The 26,326-nt window shown below is 61.3% G+C and carries 25 protein-coding genes; 14 read left to right on the top strand and 11 right to left on the bottom strand.

Translation table 11 applies throughout. The annotated features are described in order from the left end of the window. The first annotated feature begins 7 nt into the window (after positions 1–7). On the top strand, positions 8–1,468 hold the full coding sequence (locus NF78_RS19990) for a hemolysin family protein (RefSeq protein ID WP_052050776.1): 1,461 nt from the start codon (positions 8–10) through the stop codon (positions 1,466–1,468). Between the two features lie 344 nt (positions 1,469–1,812). Further along, entirely contained in the window at positions 1,813–2,862 is a 1,050-nt protein-coding gene (locus NF78_RS19985; protein WP_197064927.1) for a Gfo/Idh/MocA family protein, read from the top strand. A gap of 177 nt (positions 2,863–3,039) precedes the next feature. On the opposite strand, the gene NF78_RS19980 is transcribed toward NF78_RS19985, so the two are convergent. After that, positions 3,040–3,615, bottom strand: coding sequence for a L,D-transpeptidase (locus tag NF78_RS19980; protein ID WP_035991133.1), 576 nt, complete (start codon positions 3,613–3,615; stop codon positions 3,040–3,042). A 142-nt stretch (positions 3,616–3,757) separates the two neighbouring features. Between NF78_RS19980 and lipA the strand changes: the two genes are divergently transcribed. The 4 genes from lipA (at position 3,758) to NF78_RS19960 (ending at position 7,597) form a co-directional block, all read left to right on the top strand. Further along, positions 3,758–4,627 carry a lipoyl synthase gene (lipA, locus tag NF78_RS19975; protein WP_035993434.1) on the top strand — a complete coding sequence of 290 codons (870 nt, stop codon included), beginning with the start codon at positions 3,758–3,760 and terminating at the stop codon, positions 4,625–4,627. Between the two features lie 240 nt (positions 4,628–4,867). Then, entirely contained in the window at positions 4,868–5,329 is a 462-nt protein-coding gene (locus NF78_RS19970) for a CAP domain-containing protein (protein WP_197064926.1), read from the top strand. A gap of 113 nt (positions 5,330–5,442) precedes the next feature. Continuing rightward, positions 5,443–7,206 (top strand): SulP family inorganic anion transporter, encoded by a 1,764-nt coding sequence (locus tag NF78_RS19965; RefSeq protein WP_052050775.1) that lies wholly within the window; start codon positions 5,443–5,445, stop codon positions 7,204–7,206. A 148-nt stretch (positions 7,207–7,354) separates the two neighbouring features. Beyond that, a complete protein-coding gene (locus tag NF78_RS19960; protein ID WP_035991128.1) occupies positions 7,355–7,597 on the top strand; it encodes a DUF4327 family protein in 243 nt (80 codons plus the stop codon). Between the two features lie 221 nt (positions 7,598–7,818). On the opposite strand, the gene NF78_RS19955 is transcribed toward NF78_RS19960, so the two are convergent. Continuing rightward, positions 7,819–8,211, bottom strand: coding sequence for a winged helix-turn-helix transcriptional regulator (locus tag NF78_RS19955; protein WP_197064925.1), 393 nt, complete (start codon positions 8,209–8,211; stop codon positions 7,819–7,821). 300 nt (positions 8,212–8,511) lie between these two features. On the opposite strand from NF78_RS19955, the gene rlmB reads away from it, so the two are divergent. Continuing rightward, positions 8,512–9,810, top strand: coding sequence for a 23S rRNA (guanosine(2251)-2'-O)-methyltransferase RlmB (rlmB, locus tag NF78_RS19950; protein WP_035991125.1), 1,299 nt, complete (start codon positions 8,512–8,514; stop codon positions 9,808–9,810). A gap of 51 nt (positions 9,811–9,861) precedes the next feature. Continuing rightward, a complete protein-coding gene (locus NF78_RS19945; RefSeq protein WP_035991123.1) occupies positions 9,862–10,155 on the top strand; it encodes a DUF1816 domain-containing protein in 294 nt (97 codons plus the stop codon). Between the two features lie 6 nt (positions 10,156–10,161). On the opposite strand, the gene NF78_RS19940 is transcribed toward NF78_RS19945, so the two are convergent. Together NF78_RS19940 and NF78_RS19935 are read right to left on the bottom strand one after the other, a co-directional pair. Further along, the gene (locus NF78_RS19940; protein WP_072016200.1) at positions 10,162–10,998 is read right to left on the bottom strand and encodes an alpha/beta fold hydrolase; all 837 of its coding nucleotides are present in this window, start codon (positions 10,996–10,998) and stop codon (positions 10,162–10,164) included. Positions 10,999–11,209: 211 nt separating this feature from the next. Then, positions 11,210–12,727 (bottom strand): hypothetical protein, encoded by a 1,518-nt coding sequence (locus NF78_RS19935; RefSeq protein WP_156119893.1) that lies wholly within the window; start codon positions 12,725–12,727, stop codon positions 11,210–11,212. Positions 12,728–12,904: 177 nt separating this feature from the next. Between NF78_RS19935 and NF78_RS19930 the strand changes: the two genes are divergently transcribed. Further along, the gene (locus tag NF78_RS19930; RefSeq protein WP_035991119.1) at positions 12,905–13,786 is read left to right on the top strand and encodes a DMT family transporter; all 882 of its coding nucleotides are present in this window, start codon (positions 12,905–12,907) and stop codon (positions 13,784–13,786) included. On the opposite strand, the gene NF78_RS19925 is transcribed toward NF78_RS19930, so the two are convergent. Continuing rightward, positions 13,783–14,310 (bottom strand): HugZ family protein, encoded by a 528-nt coding sequence (locus tag NF78_RS19925; RefSeq protein WP_035991118.1) that lies wholly within the window; start codon positions 14,308–14,310, stop codon positions 13,783–13,785. The genes NF78_RS19930 and NF78_RS19925 overlap by 4 nt on opposite strands. A gap of 93 nt (positions 14,311–14,403) precedes the next feature. Between NF78_RS19925 and NF78_RS19920 the strand changes: the two genes are divergently transcribed. Both NF78_RS19920 and NF78_RS19915 read left to right on the top strand, forming a co-directional pair. Beyond that, positions 14,404–14,982, top strand: coding sequence for an SRPBCC family protein (locus NF78_RS19920; protein ID WP_052050772.1), 579 nt, complete (start codon positions 14,404–14,406; stop codon positions 14,980–14,982). 348 nt (positions 14,983–15,330) lie between these two features. After that, entirely contained in the window at positions 15,331–15,648 is a 318-nt protein-coding gene (locus NF78_RS19915) for a hypothetical protein (RefSeq protein ID WP_035991116.1), read from the top strand. A gap of 41 nt (positions 15,649–15,689) precedes the next feature. Here the strand turns inward: NF78_RS19915 and NF78_RS19910 are convergent, their stop codons facing one another. After that, complete coding sequence (locus NF78_RS19910) at positions 15,690–17,099, bottom strand: IctB family putative bicarbonate transporter (RefSeq protein ID WP_035991114.1); 1,410 nt, start codon at positions 17,097–17,099, stop codon at positions 15,690–15,692. 297 nt (positions 17,100–17,396) lie between these two features. On the opposite strand from NF78_RS19910, the gene NF78_RS19905 reads away from it, so the two are divergent. Beyond that, entirely contained in the window at positions 17,397–18,569 is a 1,173-nt protein-coding gene (locus NF78_RS19905) for a transaldolase (RefSeq protein ID WP_035991112.1), read from the top strand. A gap of 135 nt (positions 18,570–18,704) precedes the next feature. Here NF78_RS19905 and NF78_RS19900 read toward each other — a convergent pair whose 3' ends face one another. Beyond that, positions 18,705–20,273, bottom strand: a complete 1,569-nt coding sequence (locus NF78_RS19900) for a phytoene desaturase family protein (RefSeq protein ID WP_052050771.1) — start codon at positions 20,271–20,273, stop codon at positions 18,705–18,707. A gap of 569 nt (positions 20,274–20,842) precedes the next feature. On the opposite strand from NF78_RS19900, the gene NF78_RS19895 reads away from it, so the two are divergent. Beyond that, the gene (locus NF78_RS19895) at positions 20,843–22,309 is read left to right on the top strand and encodes a circularly permuted type 2 ATP-grasp protein (protein WP_035991110.1); all 1,467 of its coding nucleotides are present in this window, start codon (positions 20,843–20,845) and stop codon (positions 22,307–22,309) included. 114 nt (positions 22,310–22,423) lie between these two features. Further along, positions 22,424–23,374: an alpha-E domain-containing protein gene (locus NF78_RS19890; protein ID WP_035991108.1), complete on the top strand. Its 951-nt coding sequence runs from the start codon at positions 22,424–22,426 to the stop codon at positions 23,372–23,374. 223 nt (positions 23,375–23,597) lie between these two features. On the opposite strand, the gene NF78_RS19885 is transcribed toward NF78_RS19890, so the two are convergent. From NF78_RS19885 to NF78_RS19870, 4 genes are all read right to left on the bottom strand, one after another. Beyond that, positions 23,598–23,951 (bottom strand): hypothetical protein, encoded by a 354-nt coding sequence (locus tag NF78_RS19885; RefSeq protein ID WP_035991107.1) that lies wholly within the window; start codon positions 23,949–23,951, stop codon positions 23,598–23,600. Positions 23,952–23,994: 43 nt separating this feature from the next. Next, a complete protein-coding gene (locus NF78_RS19880) occupies positions 23,995–24,654 on the bottom strand; it encodes a serine/threonine-protein kinase (protein WP_035991105.1) in 660 nt (219 codons plus the stop codon). Between the two features lie 125 nt (positions 24,655–24,779). Further along, entirely contained in the window at positions 24,780–25,088 is a 309-nt protein-coding gene (locus tag NF78_RS19875; protein ID WP_035991103.1) for a TIGR03792 family protein, read from the bottom strand. Further along, complete coding sequence (locus NF78_RS19870; RefSeq protein WP_156119892.1) at positions 25,088–26,311, bottom strand: hypothetical protein; 1,224 nt, start codon at positions 26,309–26,311, stop codon at positions 25,088–25,090. Before NF78_RS19870 ends, NF78_RS19875 begins: the two co-directional genes overlap by 1 nt. Positions 26,312–26,326: the final 15 nt, after the last annotated feature.

The following is a 26,326-nucleotide window of genomic DNA, read 5'->3' as shown; positions in this document are numbered from 1 at the left end:
CTGGGTCATGGGCGCTTTCCCCAATGTATTAGCCGTTGTCATTCCCGAACAGATGCCAGCAGGCGCGATCGCGTCGCGCCTGCTGGCGGTACTGCTGCTGATTGGCATCAACGCCTTTTTTGTGGCGGCAGAGTTTTCTATGGTCTCGGTGCGGCGATCGCGCATCAGCCAGCTCGTCTCCGAAGGCGACGTACAGGCCAAAACCGTGCAGCAGCTCCAGCGCAGCCTCGATCGCCTGCTGTCTACCACCCAGCTTGGCATTACCCTGTCCAGCCTGGCCCTGGGGTGGGTGGGGGAGGGCACTATGGCCGTCACCCTGGCCTTTTGGATCAGCAAAACCCCGCTCAACCCGGCCCAGAGCGCGGCTCTGGCCCACACCCTGGCTATTCCCACCGCTTTTTTTCTGGTCGCCTACCTGCAGATTGTGCTGGGGGAGCTGTGCCCAAAATCCGTCGCCATGCTCTACCCCGAGCAGGTCGCCCGGTTTTTAGGCCCCTCCAGTTTGACCATCGCCCGCCTGTTCAACCCTTTTATCTGGATTTTGAACCAGTCCACCCGGCTGCTGCTGCGGCTGGTCAACATTCGCTACAGCGACCAGGTCAGCTACAGTCGCCTCACCCCCGAGGAACTCCAGCTGATCATCCGCACCACCGCCGAGACCCCCGGCCTCGATGCCGAAGAACGGGAACTGCTCAACAACGTGTTTGAGTTTCGCGATGTGACCGCCGAGGAAATCATGGTGCCCCGCACTCAGATCCACGCCATTCCCCAGTCCTCCACCCTAGGAGAGCTGATCGAGGTTGTGGCTACCACCGAGCACTCCCGCTACCCGGTCATGGGCGACTCCCTCGATGACATTCAGGGCATGGTAGAGCTGAAGCAGTTTTTGCAGCCCCTGGCCCGCCAGCAGATCAATGCCGATACCCCCCTGGCGGCCTGGGTCAAACCCGCTCGCTTTGTGCCTGAGCATACGCCGCTGCACGAGCTGTTGGCCACCATGCAGCGCACCGGGCAGGAACTGGTGATCGTGGTTGATGAGTTTGGCGGCACTGCCGGGCTGATTACCCTTCACGATTTGACCACTGAGATCATCGGCGAGATTCACGAGCCCGATGACGACGAACAGCTGGTGCAGATGCTCGACGATCAGTCCTACCGCATCAAGGCCCACACCGATTTAGAGGAGGTCAACGACCTGCTCAACCTGGCTCTGCCCTACGCCGACGACTATCAGACCCTGGGCGGTTTTTTGATCTACCAGATGCAGAAGATCCCCAGGGCGGGCGATCGCCTGGTGTTTGGCGGCCTGGAGTGGGTGGTGCTGTCTACCGATGGGCCACGCCTCAACGACATTCTGGCCCGATCGCTGGATTTACACGACCCGTTGCCCCAGGACTCCGGCAGCGATCGCCCTGGGGGCAGTCCCTCCCCCAACATCGATGAAATTGATGAATCGTTGCGGTCTTGACCCCTCAGCCGCTGGCATTCTGGACAGCTGGCCAACTGCCACAACTCGCTAGACGGCTTAGGCAGGTATTTGTAGCATGATAGGGCGGACAAAAAGCCTAAAAAATGAGTGTAAACCTGTACCAACTTGCAAATCTGGCCTAAATTTGTGCTTCCCTGGGACGGAATGTCGCTATTCTTTACAGTGTGAAGCATTGTGATAGTATCTGAGTAATTTTACCTGGCCGTCTCAGTTCTCCATTTGCTCTGACGTTCGCAACGCACGAGTTGTTTAGCTGTCGGCGTACTTTGTCTCCTTAAGGAAGGACAGGCGTGCAAGAACCCATGTTGTCATCTGCCTTAGACATGCAATCATCCCGAAACCTGCCAGATCCTATTCGTGTCGGCGTTATTGGCGTGGGCAATATGGGCCAGCACCACACCCGTGTCCTCAGCCGGTTCAAAGACGTAGAGCTAGTTGGGGTTTCTGATGTCAACGTCGAGCGGGGGCTGGACACGGCAGGCAAGTATAGAATTCGGTTTTTTGAAGACTACCAGGAGCTGCTCAAGCACGTGGATGCCGTCTGTGTGGCGGTCCCGACGCGCCTCCACCACTCCGTGGGCATGGCCTGCCTGCAGGCTGGTGTCCACATCCTGATTGAAAAACCCATTGCCGCCAGCATTGCCGAAGCCGAGTCCCTGGTCAATGCCGCTGCCGCCACCAACTGCATTCTGCAAGTGGGCCACATCGAGCGGTTTAACCCCGCCTTTCAGGAGCTGCACAAAGTCCTCAAGACCGAAGAACTGCTGGCCCTGGAAGCCCGCCGCATGAGCCCCTACTCCCAGCGGGCCAACGACGTGTCGGTGGTGCTCGACCTGATGATCCACGACATTGATCTGCTGCTCGAACTGGCCGGGTCTACGGTCGCCACCCTCACCGCCAGCGGCAGCCGCGCCTCCAACTCCGGCTACCTGGACTACGTCACCGCCACCCTGGGCTTTAGCAACGGCATTGTGGCGACGCTGACCTCCAGCAAGGTCACTCACCGCAAAATTCGCAGCATCACCGCCCACTGCAAAAACTCCCTCACCGATGCCGACTTTCTCAACAACGAGATCCTGATCCACCGGCAGACCACCGCCGACTGCTCCAGTGACTACGGCCAGGTGCTCTACCGCCAGGACGGCCTGATCGAGAAGGTCTACACCAGTAATATTGAGCCCCTCCACGCTGAGCTGGAGCACTTTATCAACTGTGTGCGCGGCGGCGAAAAGCCCTCCGTAGGCGGCGAACAGGCGCTCAAGGCCCTGCGGCTAGCCAGTCTGATCGAACAGATGGCCCTCGACGGCAAACCCTGGCATCACTTCGACCTGGCCGCGATCGGCACCGACCTGCCGGTGGCCCTCCAGGTCTAACCCCAACCGACCAGAACCCTAGGGGCTGTGATCAATTAGCTGCCAAATGCCCAAAAATTAAGGGTTACAGCCCCTAGCCTGACGTTTGGGTCGGGGGTGGCAAAGCTTGATAAACCGCGCTTTTGACCACAATTGATCACACCCCCTAAGCTTCAGACGTTTTAGCCTTGGCGCTGCCTAAGGCAAGACTTTAATTGGAGTGCCGATTTTAATTCGGCTATAGAGGGTGTGAATGTCCTTCTCCAGCATCCGCACGCAGCCGTGGGAGACGGCCTCGCCGATCAGGGTTTCCTGATTGGTGCCGTGGATACCGATGCGGAACCGGTCCTGGGACGAGAAGCCAATCCAGCGGGAGCCCAGGGGATTGCCGGGACCTGGGCCGACGGCCTCTTTGGTAATGGGGTGTTGCCACACGGGGTTGACGCGCATGTCGCGGACGGCAAATTCGCCCACCGGGGTTTCCCAGGTATCTTGACCAATGGCGACGGGAAACTCGTCGAGTACCTCTTCGTTTTGATAGAGCGTCAGCCGTCGCCGACTGAGGCTGATAACTATCCGGGTGTTGGCGGTCATGAAGGTTTCGGGTGCCTGGGTGATGACCGGCAGCAGCCGGACCAATCGGGTACGCTCAAAGGGTGTCTCAAACCGCCAGCGCGAGTTGACCTGGTCCTGCCAGGTGGCGGCCGCCAGCAGTCCGGCCGCGCCGTAGCACAGCACCATGAGACAGCGATTTAAGGGAGATGGCGAATCCATAGCCCGATGTCGTTTACCCGCATCCAATTTTCAGCATACTGCCATCTTCTTGTTCTGGATTGGGCTCAGGCAGGGAGCCAGGGCAAGGAGAGCAGGGGATTGATATGATTGGAAAGCAGACATTGTGCCGGGATTTGAGACTGTGGCGGTAAAACCAGATTGGTTACGGGTAAAAGCCCCTCAGTGGGAACGGGTGGGGGAGGTCAAGGCGATTCTGCAGGACCTGGGCCTCAATACCGTCTGTGAAGAGGCGTCGTGCCCCAACATTGGCGAGTGCTTTAAGGCGGGCACCGCTACGTTTTTGATTATGGGCCCAGCCTGCACCCGCGCCTGCCCCTACTGCGACATTGATTTTGAAAAAAAGCCTAAACCCCTAGACCCCACGGAACCCCTGCGCCTGGCCGAGTCGGTGCGGCGCATGAAGCTCAACCACGTGGTGATTACCTCCGTGAACCGCGATGACCTGGCCGACGGTGGTGCCAGTCAGTTTGTCGCCTGCATTGAGGCGGTCAAGCAAACCACCCCCGACACCACCATTGAGGTGCTGATCCCGGACCTGTGCGGCAACTGGCAGGCCCTGGAGACCCTGCTGGCGGCGCGGCCCCACGTGCTTAACCACAACACCGAAACCGTGCCCCGCCTCTACCGGCGGGTGCGGCCCCAGGGCGACTATGCCCGTTCCCTGGAACTGCTGCGGCGCAGTCGGGAGCTGGCCCCCTGGGTGTACACCAAGTCGGGCTTGATGATGGGGCTGGGGGAAACCGACGCCGAGGTGCAGCAGGTGATGGATGACCTGCGGGCCGTAGACTGCGACATTTTGACCCTGGGCCAGTACCTGTCTCCGGGTAGCAAGCATTTGCCGGTAGCGGAGTTTATCACCCCAGCCCAGTTTGACGCCTGGCGGGTAGCGGGGGAAGCCAAGGGCTTTTTGCAGGTGGTGTCGTCGCCCCTGACCCGCAGCTCGTATCATGCCGAAGCCGTGCGTCAGCTGATGGCGCTGCATCCCCGCTAGGGATTCCCACGCCCTGGAACGATCCAACCTGGGAATCCTGAAGTTGATCCCTGCCGAAACCCTGTGCCGGTGGAACCGACTCTTTTGGGCTGCGTCAAAGGTGAGGGCAGGGTGGTCTACGGCAGTCCCATACTCATTCTCAGGAGATAACCCATGCAGCCATGGAAACGTATGTTGTGCCCGCGACTCCCTCGCGCGCTTTTGCTAGCGGCAGTTGTGGCGGGGCTGGGGGGGCCGGCCATGACCCGCGCCGCGCTCCTGCCGGCGATCGCCCAGACCCCTGCTCCCGCCCCGAAAGTGGCCGTAGCCCAGACCAATGACGCGATCGCCCAGGAACTGCTGCGGCTGGTCAATGTCGAGCGGCGGCGAGTCAATGCTGCCCCCCTGGTGCTTAACGAGAAGCTCACGGCGGCCGCCCAGCGCCACGCCCAGGATATGGCCACCAGCCGCCGCATGAGCCACACCGGATCGGACGGCTCTACGATGCGATCGCGCATCGATGCCACCCAGTACCGCTGGTCCACCATTGGCGAAAACGTGGCCATGGGTCAGCCCACCCCCGCCGCGGTCATGCGGGCCTGGATGAACAGTCCCGGCCATCGCCAGAATATTCTCAACCCGGCCTTCACCGAGTTGGGGGTAGGGCAGGCCACCGGGGGAGGTCGGATCTACTGGGCCCAGGTGTTTGCCAGACCCCGCTAGGGCAGTGACAGCAGGACATTACCAAACAACCAAGTGGTTATATAGCGCCTGAATCGGGGTATGCTGGAGCCGGGATCGCTCCGCTGTCATTCTGCGATCGCCCCGTCGCCGCTATGCCCCACTCCTGCGCCCCGTCATCCCAATGCCCTGTCGTTCGCTTGCTCAGTCGCTACGTCCCAGCCCTGGACTGGGGCCTGCACTACAACCCCCACGACCTGGTGGGAGATGTGATGGCCGGTACCATCGTGGCGGTGATGCTGATCCCCCAGGGGATGGCCTACGCGATGCTGGCTGGGCTGCCACCCCAGGTGGGGCTCTACGCCAGTATCGTGCCGCTGTTGATCTACGCCCTTTTGGGCACCAGTCGGGCGCTGGCCGTTGGCCCAGTGGCCATGGTGTCGCTGCTGGTGGCCACCAGTCTGAGCCAGGTAGCCGCCCCCGGCAGCCCCGACTACTGGGCTGCAGCCCTGGCCCTGGCCCTGATGATTGGGCTGATTCAGGTTTGCATGGGGCTGGTGCGGCTGGGGTTCATTGTGAATTTTCTCAGCCATGCCGTGATCGTAGGCTTTACCAATGCCGCGGCCCTGGTGATTGGCCTCAGCCAGCTCAAGCACCTGATGGGCATCAAAATTCCCCAGTCAGAGAGTTTCTTTGAAACGGCTCACCACCTGGCGCAGGCGGCTCCCGACAGCAATGGGGTCAGCCTGGGGCTGGGCCTGACCAGCTTGGCCGTGCTGCTCTTTTTTAATCGACATTTGCCCCAGGTGCTGAGCCGCTGGGGAGTCCCCCCGGCGTGGATCGGCCCTGTGAGCCGTGGAGGGCCTCTGCTGGTGGTGATCACGACGATCGCGCTGGTGGGGCTACTCAACCTGGATAGCCGCTTTGGGGTGGCCATTGTGGGGGACATTCCCCGGGGGCTACCGCCGCTGACCTACCCGCCCGTGGACCTGACGCTGTGGCAACGGCTCCTTCCCACAGCCCTGACCATCAGCTTTGTCGGCTTTATGGAGAGTATTGCGGTAGCCAAGTCCCTGGCCAGCAAACGGCGGCAGCGCATCGATGCCAACCAGGAACTGATTGGGCTGGGGGCCGCCAACCTGGGGGCCGCCTTTACCGGCGGGTATCCGGTCACCGGCGGCTTTAGCCGATCGATCGTGAATTTTTCGGCAGGGGCCAACACAGGGTTGGCGTCCATAATTACAGCGGGGCTGGTCGCCCTGGTCGTGGTGCTGTTTACGCCGCTGTTTTACAACCTGCCCCAGGCGGCCCTGGCGGCGGTTATTCTGGTGGCGGTGATCAATCTGCTGGATTTTCGGAGCGTTGGTCACCTGTGGCGAGTCTCTCGATCCGATGCGGCCAGCCTGGCCATTACCTTTGGGGCGGTGCTCACCCTTGGGATTGAAGCGGGAATCGTCGTCGGGTTTGTGGCCTCGGTGGCCTTTTACCTGTGGCGCACCAGCCAACCTCACATTGCCGAGGTGGGGCGCGTGGGCGACAGCGAACATTTTCGCAACGTCAAGCGCCATCCGGTACACACCTGCCCTGGGGTGCTGGCCATTCGCATTGACGAAAGCCTCTACTTTGCCAACAGCAAATATTTGGAAGACTACTTGATGCAGGCGGTGGCTGAGCACCCAACTGCCAATGCCCTGGTGCTGATCTGCAGCGCCATCAACCACATCGATGGCAGCGCCCTCGAAACTTTAGAAGCGCTGGTAGACAACTTCAGAGAAGCCGGGGTGACGGTCTACCTCAGCGAGGTCAAAGGTCCGGTCATGGACCAGCTAGAGCGGGCCAGGTTTGTCCAGCATTTGGGGGGCAAGGAGCGAATTTTTCTCAGTACTCACCAGGCGATCGCCGCCCTGGAGCAGGCTTAAAACGGTGTAACAGACTACATTATTGCGCCAGGTAAACAAAGGTAAGGATACGCATCAAATCCGTTGATCTCAAAAATGCGGGTTGCACTATGTAGATGGACGGGTAAGTAAATACTCTCACTGCCGGTTCTACTGGAGGGCTACAGCTATGACCCCGACGACCACAAAACCACTGCTTGGCCGACACCTCACCATCGACGCCATTCGCGATGAGGCCAAGCAACTCGTTGACTGCGGCACCCTGGATCGATGTCAGCCTATCTGCGCGCTGTGTGGCTATATCGCCGCCCGAGAGTGGCCGTTTATTGAGGCTGAGCTAGAGGAAAATGACTACGGTTTGCGCGATCGCATTGGCGATCTGATCCCCCACGAAACCTGGAGCAATGACTAGGGGCCGTCACCCATTAGCCTCCGATGTCCCAGCAAGGAACGGTTACAGCTCTCAGGCTGCTTCCTGGGTCCAGCTTGGCGGTCCAGCTTGGCGGTCGAGCGTGGCAGTCGAGCGTGGCAAGGCTTGATGTAGCGAACTTTTGGCTACAGAACTTTTGGCCACAATTGATGGCACGTCCCAAGGGGCTGCCATCGACGGCCCCATAGGTAACCCGTCCATAGCTACCGGCTGCGGGGACCGTAGGAGGTTGTCGAACGGTTCGAAGGGGTGTTTCGGCCCTCACCGGGGCTGTGCACCAGCCACTGCTGCCCGACCTGGTTGAGGGCCGCCATAATGGGTTGCACCTCTCGCCCCTTGGCCGTCAGCGAATACTCGACCCGCGGCGGAACCTCAGGAAAAACCGTGCGCTTGACCAGGCCGTAGCTTTCTAGCTCTCGCAGGCGGGCCGTTAGCGTCTTGGTGCTGATTCCAGGCAGGGCCGACAGAAACTCGTTGGTGCGTCGACTACCCTGAAACAGCTCTTGCAGAATGAGGATAGCCCATTTGCTGCCAATGTACGACAAGACCAGATGAACCGGGCAATCGAGCTTCGTACCGTTAAATGGGTGAGGCATTGGCATCACTCCAGTATGGGCATGTTATTTTCCATTGTGAAGGATTATTTTTGGGATGTGGCCTCTGTGTCACCAGATGCTCAAATTTAAGCCCTTGGCTAGATAGAGCCTCTCCGCATCGGCCTAGTCCGCCTGGCCTAGTTCCAAAGGTAAGTCCAACAAGCAAGGCCAGGATCCTGGCCCAAATAGACGACAGACCCTAGAAACAAAACAAAAAACCAGGATGCTAGGGTAAGGGACAGGGCGTGCTAGCCTAGGTTTTCTGCTTAATTTTGGTTCCCAACCCGTATAGGTGTGGCTATGTCGACCCCCAAGCCTTCTCGCAACCCCAAACGCCCCTCTGGGTCGAAATCCCGCCAGCAGCCCGAAGGCTATCGGGGCGGTAAGCCCAGGCCGGCCGAGGGCAAGCCCCGCTACAGGGACGACAAACCTGGCTACAAAGAGGGCAAGCCCCGATACCAGGGCGATAAGCCCCGCTACGGGGATGAAAAACCGCGCTACAAGGGTGACAAACCCCGCTACGACGGTGCCAAGCCTCGCCCTAGGGACGAAACCCCCCGCTACGACAGCAGTAAGCCCCGCTACGAGGGCAGCAACCGGCGCGGCGATGACAAACCCCGCTATAGAGATGACAAGCCTCGCCATCAGAGCGATCGGCCCCGTTACCAGGGCAGCGATGGACGCGGCGAGTCCTTCAGGCATCGCGGAGACGCTGGGCCGCCGCGATCGCTGGGGGTCAGCCCTCAGGGGCTGGGTTCAGGGGACGACCAGCAGGATGAAACCGATCTGATCTACGGCCGCCACGCGGTGGAGGCAGCCCTCCAGGCGCATCGCCCGCTCAATCGGGTGTGGGTCAACGATCGCATTCGTTACGATCCCCGCTTTCTGCCGCTGATTGATGAGGCCAAGGCCAGCGGTGCGGTGATCGATGAGGTTGACACCAAGCGCCTCAACCAGATTACCGGCGGCGCCAACCACCAGGGGATCGCGGCCCAGACGGCGGCGCACACCTATCACGACCTCGACGAGATGATCGAAACCGCCCTCGGTGCGGCCAAGGTACCGGTCATCATCGCCGCCGATGGCATTACCGATCCCCACAATCTGGGAGCCATAATTCGCACCGCCGAGGCCCTAGGCGCCCAGGGAATGGTGATCCCCCAGCGGCGGGCGGCGGGGGTGACGGCCACGGTGGCCAAGGTAGCCGCCGGGGCTCTGGAGCATTTGCCCGTGGCTCGGGTGGTCAACCTGAAACGTGCCCTTGACACCCTGAAAGAAAAAGGATTTTGGATCTACGGCCTGTCGTCGGAGGCCAGCCAACCGGTGCATCGCACCACCTTCGATCGCCCAACGGTGATAGTGGTGGGAGCCGAGGGCAGCGGCCTCAGCCTGACGGTGCAGCAGAGCTGCGATACGCTGGTTTCCATTCCCCTGCGCGGCTCAGTTCCTAGCCTAAATGCATCAGTGGCTACAGGCATGGCCCTCTATGAGATCTATCGTCATCAATGGGTGGCGCAACTACAAATTTCCTCTTTGCAAAATCAAAAGCAAGGCAGTATAACGAAACATGGGATAGCGCTGCCTCAGGACAGTCTATAGCCGGGCTTGCCCCACAAAAACTCTTTAGAACTCAGCAGATAGGCAGGATCTATGAACAATTTTTTAGGTCGATTTTTGGCGGGCATTTTAGGCCAGAGCAAGGACTGGTGGGTGGAGATCAAGACCAGTCAGCCTACCTGCACCTACTACTTTGGTCCCTTCGACAGTGAGTCTGAAGCCTACGCCGCCAAGGGCGGTTACATCGAAGATCTGGAGCAGGAGGGGGCGCAGAACATTCAAGTCAATGTGCAGCTGTGCAGCCGTCCCGAGCAGCTCACCATCACCAGCGAGTGGGACGCTCCGCTGGGGGAGTTTCCGACTCCGGCCTTTAGCGGGCGATCCTAGACCTGATTACCCAGCCCAGCTGTCCTTCAGCCCCAGGGCGTCTGTTTGCTGCTCTAGCCACTGGTGAATGTCCTGCAGAAGCTGATCGGGAATTTCCCAGGGTAGCAGGTGAGCGGTGTCTGGATAGCAGCGACTGTCGGCTTGGGGCAGATGGGCCGCGGTTTCTAAGCTGGCCTGGGCCGTTATATGGCGGTCCTGAGCCCCGCAGAGGACCAGGCTGGGAGCGGCGATCGCCCCCAGGTTGGGCAGTCGGTTGTAGCGCTGGGCCAGGGCCCGGTTTAGCGCTCGATTGGCTTGCTTAGAGGTGCCGAGATAGGCCCAGAACCCCTCTTTTGCCAGGCGATGGTAGGCTCCAGAACTGTGCTGTTGGAGCAGGTAGCGGTAGAGCGATCGCTTGCCCAGGGTCTGAATTACCCAGGGATGACCGGGGATCGCCAGGTTAATCAACGACGCCAGCCCGGTGTTGATTAGATCTGGCCAGGTAACAGGCGGATGCGATCCCACCGGGCGCGCCGCCGTAGCGACTAAGATCAGTCCGGCGATGCGATCGGGGTGGCGCAGGGCCAGTTCAATCGCCAGAATCCCCCCCAGGGACCAGCCCAGCACCAGGCAGCGCTCAATGTTTTGGGTGTCGAGCAGTTCCACCAGGTCATTCAGGCTGTCCTGAAGCTCAAAGTCCAGGGGGGTGCGGCTGCGGCCGTAGCCCCGCAGATCGGGGGTCAGGGTTTGGTAGCGATCGCTCAGGCTTTCGGTAAACACCGCCATAGCCTGGGCCGAACCGGGGTGCCCATGCAGACACAGGATGGGAAAGCCCACGCCTCGAATTTCGCAGTACAGTCGCATGGTCAAGCCAAAGGAAGGAACCCGGTGGAGCCGTCCAGCGGCGGAAGTGGCCCCGGTTCATTCTAAGGACTCGGCACTGAGATGACCATGCTGACGGCGCAGGTCGTGTCTGGGGCAGGGCTCTCCTCCGAAAGGCCAGCTGTGCAACCCCAGGGGCAAGACTGCCCTAATTGACCAATCCCGCCGAACTGGCGGGATTGGCAGGGCTGATCTATTCAGCGCAGAGCACCGCAGGCTGGGCTTTATCCAGATCATCGCCCAGTGCCAGGGCAGCATCCGTCGAACTGGGCCAGCGGAGCGCCGCTTCAGCCTCAAGCGGCTGCTCGGCCCCAACCTGGGCGGCGTCGATTGGGATCGGTTCGCCAACCCGAGCGCAGTAGGCGGCAGGCAAGTCTTTGACGCTGGTACTAACGGTGGGGGTGAGGCTGAGCGGTTCTGGCTGACTCTGGCTCTGGTGGGCCGACCCGAGCGGACGGGGGAGATCGGTGCCCAGGGTTTGTGCCTCGGACATGGGTGTCCCAGCTACGGGGGAGCCGAGGGCTGTGCCGATGGGCAGCGTGGGCTGCTCAACCGCCAACGGCTGGGACACAGGCGGAATGGGAACAGCTGCGGTAGGTGCGGCAACCTGGGCCGCCGGACGCGCAGGACTGAGGCGGGGGGTGTCCTGGTGCAGGGGCAAGCTCTCGGGAAGGGCGCTTGCGGCTGGCCGGACGAGGGGGCCTTGGCTGTGGTGAGCCGACGCGGAGACTGTTGCTGCGATCGGCTGGGGTCTTAGGCTGATGGCGGGTGGGGTACTCGACTGGTGGACCAGCGCTGGGGGCGAGGCGACCAGAGGAGCAGCGGGGTCTGCTGCCTCGGCAGGGTCCAGGGGATCGGCTACGGGAGCGGCAGTCTCGACCACCGGCGCGCCTACCTCGGGTTGCTGCAGGGCAGCAGGCTCTCCGGCGGGGATCACGGCTACGGCGTCAGCGGCCCCAGCCGATGGTGCGCCGTGCAGCCTGACGGTCAGGGCCTCCGGCGCGGCGGGGGTAACGGAGGTAATCACGGGAGCGGGTTGCTGCGATCGGGTACTGTAGCCCTGGTGGCGGCGCGGAGTCAGGGGGGCACCCACCTGAGTGGAGGCCACCGGTCCCAGATCAATGGCGCTGCTGGCGGCTGACGGCAGCCCCAGTTCTGGGGCCGCGACATTGGGCCGGAGCGGAGCCGACAATGCGACCACTTCCCCGGGCTGACGCCCAGACTCGAGGGTTGACGGGACAGCCGGGAGCGCGGTCTCCGCCTGAGGCGCGAGCGGGTTGACCGGTTGGGCCTCAGCCGGACGGGGAGGCGTGAGGGAAAGGGCGGCGGGCAGCGGGGCCGTGGTCAGGGGTGTCTGGGGAGATAACCTCGCCCCCTGCTGGGTGCGCAGGCGCTGCAGCCGCTGTCGGAGCTGATCGGCCTGGGGCAGCGGTCGGCCAGCCCCCGTCCGGTTGGTTAGGGTGGAGGCGTGGTTGAGGCCGCTCGGGCGGGGGCTGAAGCGCGCCTGGTCGAGCCCCCCCTGGCGCGGGCGCAGTTCCGGACGGGCCATAGGGCTGGAGGAAATAGCCCGCAAACCCGGCTGAGCGCTAACCTCAACCCCATCGTCGCCATCGGCAGGAGTATTGCCCAGGTCGGGAGGGCTAGATTGTTCGGCGCTACAGGCCGCCAAAGCCAGTAGCCCGCTACAGGATGCTAGAGCCCAGACGCGCATAACTCAAAATTCCTAGGATTGGTCAGACTGTCTGGTTCTCTCTACGCTGACCAGGTCGCCAATCAGCACAATCCTGGGACAGAAATGTGAAGATTCTGTTGGCTTCCGCTATGGTGACAGTACTGGGTAAAAGTATTCAGGTTTGACAAACTATCGGCCAGTGCCGATTAGGGGTCTATGCGAGGGGAACTAGCGGCACTGATGGCAGCGGGGCTGTGGGCCATCGCCACGGTTATGTTTGGCCGGTTGGGTAAGGCACTACCGCCGCTGGTGCTCAACCTGGCCAAGGGGGCGATCGCCCTGACGCTGCTAATCCTGACCCTGGCGCTGCTGGGGCAGAGCACCGCTGGACTGGACCGCCGGGCGATCGGCGTGCTGGCCCTGAGCGGGGTGATTGGGATTGGGCTGGGCGATACGGCCTACTTCGCGGCCATCAATCGGCTCGGCCCTCGCCGGGCGCTGCTGCTGGAAACCCTGGCTCCCCCCCTCGCCGCCCTGATGGCGCTGGCCTTTTTGCAGGAGGCCCTCAGCCCCCGCGCCTGGATGGGGATTGGCCTCACCCTGGCCGGGGTGGTGTGGGTGATCGCCGAGCGCCTGCCCGAAGGTTCCGCCGCTGGTCGTTTGGACTACCGGGGGGTGGGCTACGGTCTGCTGGCGGCCCTGGGGCAGGCCACCGGGGCCGTGATGTCGCGGGCCATGCTGGCCGATACGGCGGTATCCCCGCTGTGGAGTTCACTGCTGCGGCTGAGTGGGGGCTGCATTATCCTGTTGGGCATTCTGCGCTACCGGGGACCTGTGGTAGGGGCGCTCAGACCCCTGCGATCGCCGCGCTTGTTAGCAGGGGTGGCCCTAGCAGCTGTGCTGGGCACCTACCTGGCCATCTATCTGCAGCAGATAGCCCTCAAGTATGCCGCCACTGGCATTGCCCAGGCCCTGACCTCCACCAGTCCGCTGTTTGTGCTGCCCCTGGCGGCGGCCCTGGGCGATCGCGTCAGTTTGAGGGCGGTGGCGGGCGCAGTGGTTGCCCTGCTGGGCATCGCGATTCTGGTCAACGGCTAACCCGCCTGGGGTTGGACCGCGGCGTTTTCGACTCCAGTTTGGGGTGGACCTACCAGCTGGCTGAGGTTTTGAGCATCCACGGCGTAGGCTGCGCCAAATCCCATCACAAAGCGGCCCCCCTGGGGGCTGAGGCAGAAGATTTGAAAGTCGTCCAGCGATCGCAGCATGGCAATGATCTCGCCAAAGCGCTGCTCAAAGCGATCGGCCACGCCCTCCCAGGCGGCCGTACCCCGAGGCAAGATCTCGGCCCGACAGTCGTAGGTAATGCGCTGGCGGGCAAACACCTGGACAGCCGCAGCCTCATCTTCAATCAGCAGCACGCTGGCCAGCCCCGTGGTATGCAGATTCTGGGTGTGGGCCGACAGGCCACTGGTAAAGATGTAGAGCTGATAGCTGTCGTCGATCACGTAGGGGGCATAGCTGGCGTGGGGGGTGCCCTCACCGCTGACCGTGCTCAGCATCAGACTGGACACGCGGGTAGGTAGCCCCTGGTAGGCCGCTAAAACTGAATCAAAACTGGGCATAGCAGTTGCCAACAGGCGGTAAGTACAACCAACGATACTGTAGCGCCCGCCGCGGGTTGCGCTACAGTATTTGAAGTCTGGTTCTCTGGTATTATGTCGCGTTTATCCCGTCAGGTTCAGCCGGCCGAGGCGTATCTGGCCAAACTCACCGATGCTGACTGGGCTGCCCTGGCCAAACGCGATGTGGTGGTCAAGGGAGGCCAGGGCCAGTACGGCCTGATGTTGGCCACGCGGGTCTCCCAGGCCGAGGCCTGGGCGGTGCTGACCGACTACAGCAGTTTTGAGACGTTCCTGCCCACGGTGGTCAAAAGCCGGGTAGTGGAGGCGGAGGGCGATCGCACCATTGTCGAACAGATCGATCGGCGGCGCATTCTACTCACCACCATGGAGTCGAAGGTGCTGACCGAAAACCTGGAGCTTGACCGACAGCAGATCAGCTTTCGCCTGCTCGAAGGCAACCTTGAGTACATGTACGGTCACTGGCGCATCGATGCCGCCCCAGCCTCTCTGGGTCGCGAACCCCTGTGCCTGCTCTCCCAGCAGGTGCGGGCCGAAGCGGATGTAGGTCCGTTTAAGTCTTTGTTTTACAACCTGTTCGAGGCCAGCCTGATCGACACCATCAAGGCGCTGCGGACGGAGATGGAGCGGCGGGCCGCTTCGTCTAATCTTTAGGGAACATAAACTTTTAGGCATTTTTACCGAGTTAGGCCGCAAAAACCTCGGCCCTCGGATCGATTTAGCAGATACTAAAAGTCAGGCCCAGCGGCCCATAGCGCTGCTTGCGGCCGGTCTCAGGTGGGGCTAGGCCCGCCGGAGATCAGGTTAGCTGTAGCCATACATTTAGGTCCGTCTATCCCTGCAAAGGCCCTCAAAGGCCCTCAAAGGGACTCCATATAGCCGATTCAAATGTAAGGAAATTGTGAAGTCCCCTTAGATTTTGCATCCGTTCCTGGGTAATCTCAAGGAAGGTGCTGATGGTCAAGATTTTTGGTCTGGTCGTTTGGTTTTGGTTTTTGGAACATGTCCACTCCGTCTTCCGCCAGTTTCAGCCGGTACGCACCAGCCGACGACCATCTGCTGTTTTACAAAATCATCAACGACTCCGACGGCATTCGGCTCCGCATCTGGGAGAGCGCGAGTGATCTCGACCAAAGCCCTTCTCCCTACCTCTACATTCTCAACCTGCGGGTGGCATCGATCGCCGAGGCCAAAAAACGCCTCAAGACCCATCTGGCCCTCAACGGCGGCAGTCTAACCATCGATCAAACCCTGCCCTTCAAAGGCAAAGTCAAGCTGATGCCCCACGCCACCTGGGACGGTAGCCAGGAGCTCATCTAGCGGGGCGGCAATCTAGCCGTCCCCGCCGAGCAGAAGGTCGCTCAGTCCTGCCCCTCGGGCCTCAGCTTAAAAGACCGTTTGCCCAACAGTTGCTGGGCCGGGTAGTAGCTGGCGACGATCGCGATCGCCATCCACCACAGCGTGCTGATTTGGGGCCGATACATCACCGTGTCGGCAATGCCCTGGCCCAAAATACCGGTGATTGATGCGATCGCCCCCATCAGCCAGTAGCCCTGGGCGTCCTGGGTTTCCCGCAGCCGCTGGAGCTGCACCCAGCCCTGGTGAAACAGCAGCAGCAGTAGCCACAAAAACGCCAGCAGGCCCACCACCCCGGCCTCCACCAGCACCTCCAAAAACACCGAGTAGGCGCTCAGAGCCGTATAGCGCGGCCGTTGGAACAGTGGGTAGATCGCGTTAAACGCCGAATTTCCAGGGCCAATGCCGAGGATGGGGCGGGCGCGGATCATGTCGATCACCGCCGCCCAGACGTTCATGCGAAAGTTGTTGCTGCTGTCGGCCCGCCCCACAAACATGCTCAGCACCCGTGCCCGCAGGGAGCTGACCGACAGCACCCCCAGCACCACCACGGCGGCGGCCCCGCCCAGCAAGATCGGCAGCGCCCAGCGCCGCCAGAAGGGGGTAAACCATATACTCCAGTACTGCACCAGCAGGGTGAGCAGCACAAACCCGGCGATTAAAAAGCCGATCCAACCGCCCCGGCTGAGGGTCAAAATCAAACACAGGGTATTGATGACTGTAGCCAGAGCCGCCAGGCCCTTTGGCGTCCAGCGGGGCCAGGCAAACACGGCCGAGGCGCTCAGCATCACCCCCGGGATCAGGTAGCCCGCCAGCAGATTGGGGTTGCCCAAAAAGCTGTATACCCGCGTCACATCGGCCACCGCCGAGTTGACATCGACCCAGGTGGCCAGGGCCGTGGCGCCAAAGAAGTACTGCCTGAGCCCGTAGATCGCCACCGGTAGGGTGGTCAGAATATAGGCCAGAATCAGCATGCCCCTGGCCCGGGGCTGCCGCGCCACCCGTGCCACCAGCAGAAACAGCAGAATATTCAGCGAGAGCTTGATCAGGCCACTCAGAGCCGCCCCCCGCACCGGCGACAGGGCTGTAGCCATCACCATCACCCCCCAGTACACCGCTACGGCGATGTGCACGGGCGTCATGCCAGTGCCAGCCTCGTCGGTAAGGGTGAGCAGGGCCCACAGCGCCGCCGCCGCCAGCAGCAGCACCCCAATCAAGGTAGTCGAGACGTAGGGAGCCAGGGCAAACAACACCACTACAATGGCCAGGCCGATCCAATCTCCCCAGCGCAGCAGCCAACTGCCCTGGCGCCAGCGTCGCAAGGGGGCCAGCAACTGATGTATTACGCTGGCTTCGCGCCATTGCTCAAGGGCAAAGGTAGACAGAGTCAGCTGTTGCCATACGGAGGTCAGCATAGGCGAGGTGAGCCAGAGGCAGTTAAATCTTCCCCATCATGCCAAGCTTTGGCCAAATTGAGGCACCGAATTGAATCCTTCTGTCAACGAAAAAGGTGAGTTGAAGCTTGCTAACCCCCGCCCCGGCGGTTGAACCCTTAAGAAACCGTAAGGTTTTGGGAATTGTTCAGGGGACACGCAATGTTTTGTAACGGCCCGGTAGCTTTAATTAAGGGTTAATACCTGCCTCAGATCCCCTGTTTAGAATGTGGGCAACACATAAACGCCCCCTAGCCCCTCAATGTTCAGGAGAAACCCATGGCCAGCCTGTTAGAGCAGCTCCGACAGATGACCGTCGTAGTCGCCGACACCGGAGACATTCAAGCCATTGAAAAATTTACCCCCCGCGACGCCACCACCAACCCCTCGCTGATTACCACGGCGGCCCAGATCCCCCACTACCAGTCCATCGTCGATGGCACCTTGCTCAAGGCCAAGGTCGATGCCGGAGCGGGTGCCTCAGATAAAGATATCGCCAACCTGGCCTTCAAAAACCTGGCGGTGGCCTTTGGCCACAAGATTCTCAGCATCATTCCGGGCCGGGTGTCCACCGAAGTCGATGCCCGTCTCAGCTACGACACCGAAGCCACCGTGGCCACCGCGCGGGAGATCATTGGCCAGTACGACAAGCTGGGCATTACCCCAGAGCGGGTGTTGATCAAGATTGCCTCCACCTGGGAGGGCATCAAGGCCGCCGAGATCTTGGAAAAAGAAGGAATTCACTGCAACCTGACGCTGCTGTTTGGCCTTCACCAGGCGATCGCCTGTGCTGAGGCAGGCGTCACCCTGATCTCTCCCTTTGTGGGCCGGATTCTCGACTGGTACAAAAAAGACACGGGCCGCGAAGACTACCCCTCCCACGAAGACCCCGGCGTGGTGTCGGTGACCGAGATCTACAACTACTACAAAAAGTTTGGCTACCCGACCGAGGTGATGGGGGCCAGCTTCCGCAACATTGGCGAAATTACCGAACTGGCGGGCTGCGATCTGCTCACCATTTCGCCCCAGCTGCTGGCGCAGCTGGACAGCACCCAGGCCGACCTGCCCCGCAAGCTCGACCCCGCCAAGGCTTCATCCATGGAGATCGAGAAGATCTCCATGGATGAAGCGACCTTTCGGTCCATGCACGAAGGCGATCGCATGGCCTCCGAAAAGCTGGACGAGGGCATCAAAGGCTTTAGCAAAGCGCTCGAGACCCTGGAAGATCTGCTGGCCACTCGCCTCACCCAACTCACCCAGGGCGAAGAGCGCATCACCCACGCCCGCGACGACCTGTTTAAGGCCTACGACCTCGACGGCGACGGGTTTATCACCCGCGAGGAGTGGCTGGGCACCGATGCGGTGTTCGACGCCCTCGACCTGGACCACGACGGCAAGCTCTCCCCGGCGGAAATCGGGGCGGGCCTGGGGGCGGCCTTCCAGGTGGCCTAGGCTCAACCAGGCTGACGGGCGCCAGGGGTTTGGCAGGGTGTACGGTGCAAGGTCTGCGGTTTACTTTGCACCGTAGGCCGCTGGCCGCAAGCCGTTTACTGCACACCGCACACCGCCTCCTCTTCCCGCTGCCGACTACCGAGCCATCGATAGCGGTGGTTCAACCGCAGCTTTGGCGGGCGATCGCCGCACGGTTTCCCCAGTGACTAGCTCCACCACGTCCATGCCGTTGCCAATCACGCCGGGCACGCTGGGGTAGCCCGCGCTGGCCCCGACCAAAAACAGGTTGGGCAGTTCGGTGTGGTACCCCAGGCGGTTAAGGCCTACCTGCCGGGGCACCAGTTTGGCCCCGTAGATATTGCCCTGGGGCTGGCCCAGGTAGTGCTCGCTGGTGGTGGGGGTGCCGTAGACCTTCATGCGAATGTAGCGATCGATATCGGGGATCAGGTCACGCACGCTGGTCATGATCGCCTTGTACGCCTCCCGTTTTCTGGCCTTGTAGGCAGCAGGATCGCTTTCGCGCAGCTGCTTGAAGGGCTCGTAGGGGCACACCGTCGCAATTTCGAGCACGTGGTGCCCGGCGGGGGCCATGCCCGGCGCGGAGGATTTGAGGGTGGGGCAGGAGAGGAAGATCCAGGGGCGATCGAGGTTACCCTGCAGCTGCCGCCGGTATTCCTGGTTGAGATCCCCGGTGGGGTAGTACCAGATATTCCAGTTGCCGAGGCCGTAGTGGGTGGGGTCAAAGCGATCGCTGAGGCCCAGATAGAGGTTGAAGGCGCTGGCGGAATACTCGTACTGGGTGAGACGCTGCCGCTCTGTCGGGCTGAGTTCGGCTCCATGCATCAACTCCACTGTCAGCTTGGGGTCGAGGTCACTGATGTAGGCATGGGTCGCCTCGTAGTGGGTGCCCCCCGCCGTCACCCACTGCACCCGGCGATCGCGCACCTCGATGTGCTCCACCGGGGCCATGTAGCGCACGGTGCCACCCCCCGCCAGGATGACCTCAACAATGGTGTCTACAAAGCCCTTAAAGTGGTGCTTCGGGTAGTACGCGCCCTCCGAATAGTCCCAGACCAGCGCCGTGTGGGTGATCAGGGCAATCTCCTCGGGTGGCAGGGCATAGTCCCCGCTCTGTCCGGCCAGCAGGGCCTGGAGTTTGAGCGGCATGCCCACGTGGTCGTAGAGGTCCTGCAGCGTCCAGAGCCGCTTTTGAAACAGATTGAAATACTTGGGTAGCTTCAGCCAGTCGTGCCACCGCTGGTCGTACCAGCGCACCTCCTGGCCTAGCTGGCGAATGTCGTGGTGGAGGTGCTTGATCTCATCGCAGTAGCGGTTGATGGGGGTCGCGTCCGCTGGAAACTGGTTCAGCAGGCGCTGGCGGAAGGTCTCCCACCCCAGGGGAATGGCAAAATCCACCGCCGGAGTAATCACCCGATCGATGCAGTTGGGATCGAGGGAATTAAAAGTGACCTCCCGGCCAATGTAGTCCAGGAATTGGGCGATCGCCTGCCCCGGTCCGCACTGGGAAATGTAGTGCACATCGGCACAAAATCGAAAGTTGCCGTAGTCAAAGGTATGGCAGCAGCCCCCAGGCAGGTAGTGCTGTTCGAGCACGGCGACTCGGTAGCCCTGGCGCGTCAGACAGGCCGCCGCCGAAAGCCCCCCCAGACCTGCCCCCAAAACGATGTAGTCAAACCGTTCCATGGCGCAATTCTCCCTGTAGATACAGCGATCGGTGAGGATCTAAGATGATCCCCGCTATGGCTTAAGCAACCGGACGTGCCATCAATTTTGGCCAAAAGATTTTGACCATCAGCGTTTCACGCCCATCCCAAACAACAGACCAGGCGCTGTGACCGTTGGTCTTTGAGCCTGCAAAGGCCTGATTGATGACAGCCCCCAGTGCGGACGATGCTGTTCAGAGCCCTGTTTAAATCATCAATCCTGGCTTCATAACGGGCAGAAAAACGATAAAAAACGATTGCAATAGACAAGAAAATAAATCTTTCTACCAACGAAAAGGGGCGACGGGTTGGCAGCAATCGATGGGCAGGGACCGTTGGAAACGGCGATAACCAACAGCGCTTGCTCCCCAGCCCAACCCAATCCAATGGGGTAGGGCCAGGGTATTTAAACCTCGCTGGAAATGCCCTGGCCTCGTAAATTCGTATCGTAAACTACAGCTTTGAAGCGACTCTCCCCGGTAATGATCAAAGCCTGTGGCACTGTACCCACAGCGCCCACTCCCAAGTTCTAGTTTTAGGAGACCCCTGGTGCTATTTGACGCCTACGACCCCGGCGATTTCTTCGATGAACTTTTTTTGAAGCCAGGCCAGCCTCGCCCAGAGGCAGAACTGCTGGTGCGGCGGGTCAACGATATGGCGCTGGTGGAGCTACAGCAGCGGCAGCAGGCGGTGCAAAATACCCTGTTTAAGCTGGGGGTCACCTTCAACGTCTACAGCGACAACCAGGGCACCGAGCGAATTTTTCCCTTCGACGTGATTCCGCGCATTGTGCCCGGCCACGAGTGGGAGTGGATTGAAAAAGGTCTCAAGCAGCGTATCTACGCCCTCAACTGTTTCATCCACGACGTCTACAACGAGCAAAAAATTCTCAACGACGGGGTGGTACCGCGCCACGTGGTCGAGAGCGCTCCCGGTTTTCTAAAGCCCTGTATGGGCCTCAACCCGCCCAACAACATCTGGTGCCATATCACCGGTACCGACCTGGTGCGCGACAAGGACGGCAGCTGGTATGTGCTGGAAGACAACCTGCGCTGCCCCTCGGGCGTCTCCTACGTGCTCGAAAACCGACGGGTGATGAAGAATACCTTCCCCCACCTGTTTGCGGCCATGGACATTGCCGCGGTGGACGACTACGCCAGCCAGTTGCTGGAGGCTCTGCTCAACCTGGCCCCAGAGGCGCTTGACAACCCCAGAGTAGCGGTGCTGACGCCGGGCATGTACAACTCGGCCTACTTTGAGCACTCGTTTTTGGCCCAGCAGATGGGGGCCGAACTGGTGGAGGGGCGTGACCTGGTGGTGTCAGATGGCTACCTGAAAATGCGTACCACCAAGGGCCTGGAGCGCGTCGATGTGATGTACCGCCGCATTGACGACGACTTTATCGATCCCCTGGCCTTTCGGCCCGACTCGCTGCTGGGGGTACCAGGGCTAATGGAGGTATACCGGGCGGGGCGAGTGGCCCTGGCCAACGCCCTCGGCACCGGCGTCGCCGACGACAAGCTGGTCTACGCCTACGTGCCGCAGATGATTCGCTACTACCTCGACGAAGACCAGATCATCCCCAACGTGCCCACGTACCTGTGCGAAGACGAGACCCAGCAGGCCCACGTCCTCAGCCACCTCGATCAGCTAGTGGTCAAGGCCACCAACGCCTCGGGGGGCTACGGCATGCTGGTCGGCCCCCACGCCACCGAGGAGCAGCGGGCGGAATTCGGCGATCGCATTCGCGCCAACCCCCGGGGCTACATCGCCCAGCCCACCCTCTGCCTGTCGCGAGTTCCCACCCTGATCGACGACAGCTTCGAGGGCTGCCACGTGGACCTGCGCCCCTACATCCTCTACGGCCGGGATATCTATGTAAATCCCGGCGGCCTCACCCGCGTCGCCCTCAAGCGCGGCTCCCTGGTGGTCAACTCCTCCCAGGGCGGCGGCAGCAAAGACACCTGGGTAGTGCGATCGGTCGACCCCAACGCCCAGCTGCCGACCTCAACATAGTTGAGGGTGTGAACGGGTGGATGGGTGGACGCAGAAAAGTAGCTGCCCCACCCACCCATCCACCCTCCTACCCATCCACCCATCCACCCTCCCACCCATCCACCCTTTACCACTATGCTCAGCCGCGTCGCCGACTCCATCTACTGGCTCAACCGCTACGTTGAACGGGCCGAAAACGTCGCCCGCTTTGTGGATGTCAACCTGAACCTGCTGCTGGATGCGCCCCCTGGCATGGAGCAGCAGTGGGAGCCCCTGGTGCGAACTACGGGCGATCAGGCCATGTTTGAGGCGCGCTACGGTGAACCGACGGCGGAGAATATTCTGCGGTTTTTGACCTTCGATCGCGAGTACCCCAACTCGATCATTTCCTGCCTCAGGTCGGCGCGGGAAAATGCGCGATCGGTGCGAGAGGTGATTTCGTCAGAGATGTGGGAGCAGGTGAACTCGTTTTACCTGATGGTGAATGAGGCCGCCGACGTGGGCCTGCTGTCGGAGCTGCACAACTTTTTCCCCGAAGTCAAAATGGCCAGCCACCTGTTTGCGGGGGTGATGGATGCCACCATGGCCCACACCGAGGGCTGGCACTTTGGTCAGCTGGGGCGGTTGCTGGAGCGAGCCGACAAAACCGCTCGTATCCTCGACGTCAAGTACTACATTTTGCTGCCCTCGGTCACTGACGTGGGCTCTCCCCTGGACGATTTACAGTGGATTGCCCTGCTGAAGTCAGCCAGCGCCTACGAGATGTACCGCAAGTGCCAGTACCGGATTACCCCTAGGGGGGTGACCGAGTTTTTGATTTTGAATCGGGAGTTTCCGCGGTCGATTCAGTTTTGTTTGCTGGAGGCAGAGCGATCGCTGCACTGCATTTCGGGCACCCCAGCGGGTACCTGGCGCACGGGCAGCGATCGCGCCCTCGGTCGCCTGCGCTCCGAACTCGACTACCTCACCATTGAAGAAATCACCCAGCAGGGGCTGCACGAATTTCTCGACAACCTGCAAACCCGTCTCAACACCGTCAGCGAAAAAATCTTTGCTGACTTTTTTGCCCTGGAGCCAGTGTCCTAGCCACGGCAGCCATACAGCATCAACTTAGGAACCCCTATCACTGTCACCAGTGCAGCCGCCAACACTGGCGTGACTAGACGGAATGCGCTGTCCATAGCCACCCCCTTGCCCATTTTTTAGCCGTGAGGAGTAGTTTTTTTAAATTGCACCAAGGCATTAAGATACCCTACTTTATATTGTAATACTGGCTGAAGGACCCAGATTAGAGTTGAGAACTAACGTTTCAATTCACCAGCACAATCGCCAGGCTCAGTAGCAATAGCCCAATCAGACCAATTAATCCTCGGTGGTTGCGCAGCCAAAAACCAATCTGCTGCCCTGGAGAGGGTGACGGCAGATCCAAATCTTTGGCGGCGTTTACTGACCGATACAGGGTACAGGTTTCGGCGTGGGGACGCTGGGGAAAGTTGCAGGTGTCGTCGGCATCGTAGAGGCAGGTGGCGCACAGGGGCTCGTCGCCCTCGGTGCGGTGCAGCGGGATGCCCGGATGGCCGTGGGCCTTGAGCGGCAGCCGACAGCGGGGGCACTGGAGCGCCGCGGGTTCAAGGGTGGCCTGGCAACGGGGGCACGACAGCATAGCAATGGGGCAGGGCCATACATTCAACAGCTATGGCCGTATGCTAACGCAGCCCGCCGCCCAGAAGGCGACGAAACAGACGGTATCCAGCCCGCACCCCGTCCAGCAAAGCATAGGGTATTCGCAGGCCCAGGGGCAGAAAAAAGGGTCGGTAAATCCACCAGTAGGCGCGCTTGACATCCTGCCAGGCCCGGCAGGGCTGAGAATTCAAGAAATCAGACACATCCACCACCAGGCCCCGCCCTTCGCACTGCATGACGTTGCGGCCGTGGACATCGTGGGGAAACAGACCCCGACTGCGCACGTAGTCGAGGGCAGCATCGATGTCGCGAATCACCTGGGGCGGAATGGCAATGCCCCGGTGGAGACAGTCGTACAGCGTTACCCCATGCAGGCGCTTGAGCACCAAAAACGGCGCTTCGCTGAGGTAGCAGCGCGAAAAGGCCGGATGGTCTGCCAGCCGCCGGTAGACCTCGACCTCGGCTTCGAGACCAGGGCGACCCGGGGCATATACCTTTACCACCTGCTCGGGATAGTCGGGGTGGAGAAACACAGCGGCATAGTTGCCGGTGCCCAGACAGCGCCAGGGCACCGGCACCCGGTGAACCACCACAGGGTTGTGGGGATCGAGGCTTTCGAGGTGCAGCTCTGGCAGCAGCCCTTTGCGAACGCATTGGGCAAGCGCCTGAATGGGGTCAAGCATAGGGAGGAATGTGCCAGTAAACTCGCCATCAGCCCAGTCGTGTTGCCAAGTCTTAATTGTGACCAGATCAGGGGCTGATGGGGGCGCTGATCAGCCGCCAGGGCGATCGCCTCGGACGTTCAGCTTCAAGTCGAGGGATAGCGCCGCACCTGGTACTCGCGGGCATCAATCATGCGGTAGGGAAACTCCACGGCCTCGTCAAACCGTTGCTCAACGGCGTCTAGCTCCGCCTGGGGAATCGACTTCCACTGCTCGCGGGTCTGCCAGCGCACCATACACACCACCTGGTCGTGCAGATCGGGCGAAATCCACACTTCCTTCGAAATAAAACCGGGGTACTGGCTCAGGGCCGCCGTCCAAATGTCGTGGTCCAGGCGAATAAAAGTTTCGCGGTTTTCGGGGTCAACCGCAAAGGTCAGCCATTCAATCACCATCAGGTCGCCTCCTCGGTTAAGCGGGCAATTTGGGCTTCAAAGTAGGCCTGGCGAGTGCCCAGCACCCGCGCCAGCACCAGCCCTTCGCGGTAGGCCGCCAGCGCCGACGACGTCGCCCCCAGCTGCTCGTGCACCTGGCCCAGTTCGTCGTAGGCGGCCATCATGCCGTAGGCGCTGTGGGCCTGCCGCTGGACCACCAGCAGCTGTTCGTAGAGGTAGCCCACATCGGTCCAGCGGCCCAGGGTTTTGTAGATGGCTGCCAGGTCGTTGATGGCGTTGGCGGCGACTTCAACCTGCTCCTGGTCAATGGCGTTGGTGTAAGCGACCTGGAGCTGACGGGCGGCGTTAGCCACATCGTTTAGAGCCAGGTAGTTTTGGGCAACTCGGTGCTGCAAGGGGGGAATCTGCGGCCACAGACTCTCGTCCTCCTGGTACAGGCGCAGCAGGCGCTGCTGCAGGGCGATCGCCCCGGCCGGGTCCTGGGCCTGCTCCAGATTTTCGGCCTGGAGGCTCAGGTAGCGCCGTTCGGCCTCTGGGTTGAGGTCAGCCGGGTTTAGCGCCACCAGCTCACTGTAGGCCGCCGCCGCCTCGGCGAACTGAAACCAGTCGGCCCGCAGGGCGGCCAGAATTTCGAGCTGGCGGCGGTATTCCGTGCCGTTGGTCGCCAGCCGCGCTGCCTCGGCCAGGTCGCGGCGAATGTCAGCGGCGGCATCGATCGCGCCCAGCACCACGTAGGTATTGGCCATCCGCTCTAGCAGCGCCTGGTCGGCGGGCAGCACCAGGTCGGCGCGAATCTCGTCCAGCCGCACCGCGTAGAGCTGGAGGTCCTGGGTGGCGGTGCGATCGCGCAGCCACTGGCCCACCCGGTCGATCGCCGCCAGTTCGCGCTCAACCCCCAGCAGACGGCGCAGGCGAATCTCGCGCCGCCAAATTATTCGAGCCTCGGCCAGATCCCCTGCCTGGGCCAGGGTCTCAGCCTCCAGCGCCAGCTGATCCAGCGATTGATCCAGGGCGTACAGCTCCAGCGGACTGGGGGGGCGCGACACCAGGGGCCGGGGCAGCAGCGGATCGAGAGGGTTGTCCTGGAGCGGGTCGGCCAAAAAGGGAAAGCGCACCGCTGGCGGTAGCGCCTGGGCCAGGGTCCGGGGAGCAAGGCCGAGGGTGAGGGCGATCGCCAGGACCGCTGAACCCAGACCGCGCTGTAGACGCCCCTGACTGGACAAAAATCGGGGTTTAAA

The organism is Leptolyngbya sp. KIOST-1, from assembly GCF_000763385.1.
Lineage (GTDB): Bacteria > Cyanobacteriota > Cyanobacteriia > Phormidesmidales > Phormidesmidaceae > Nodosilinea.
Note: the sequence above shows the minus strand (reverse complement) of the source record. Positions and strands in the feature narration are given on the sequence as shown.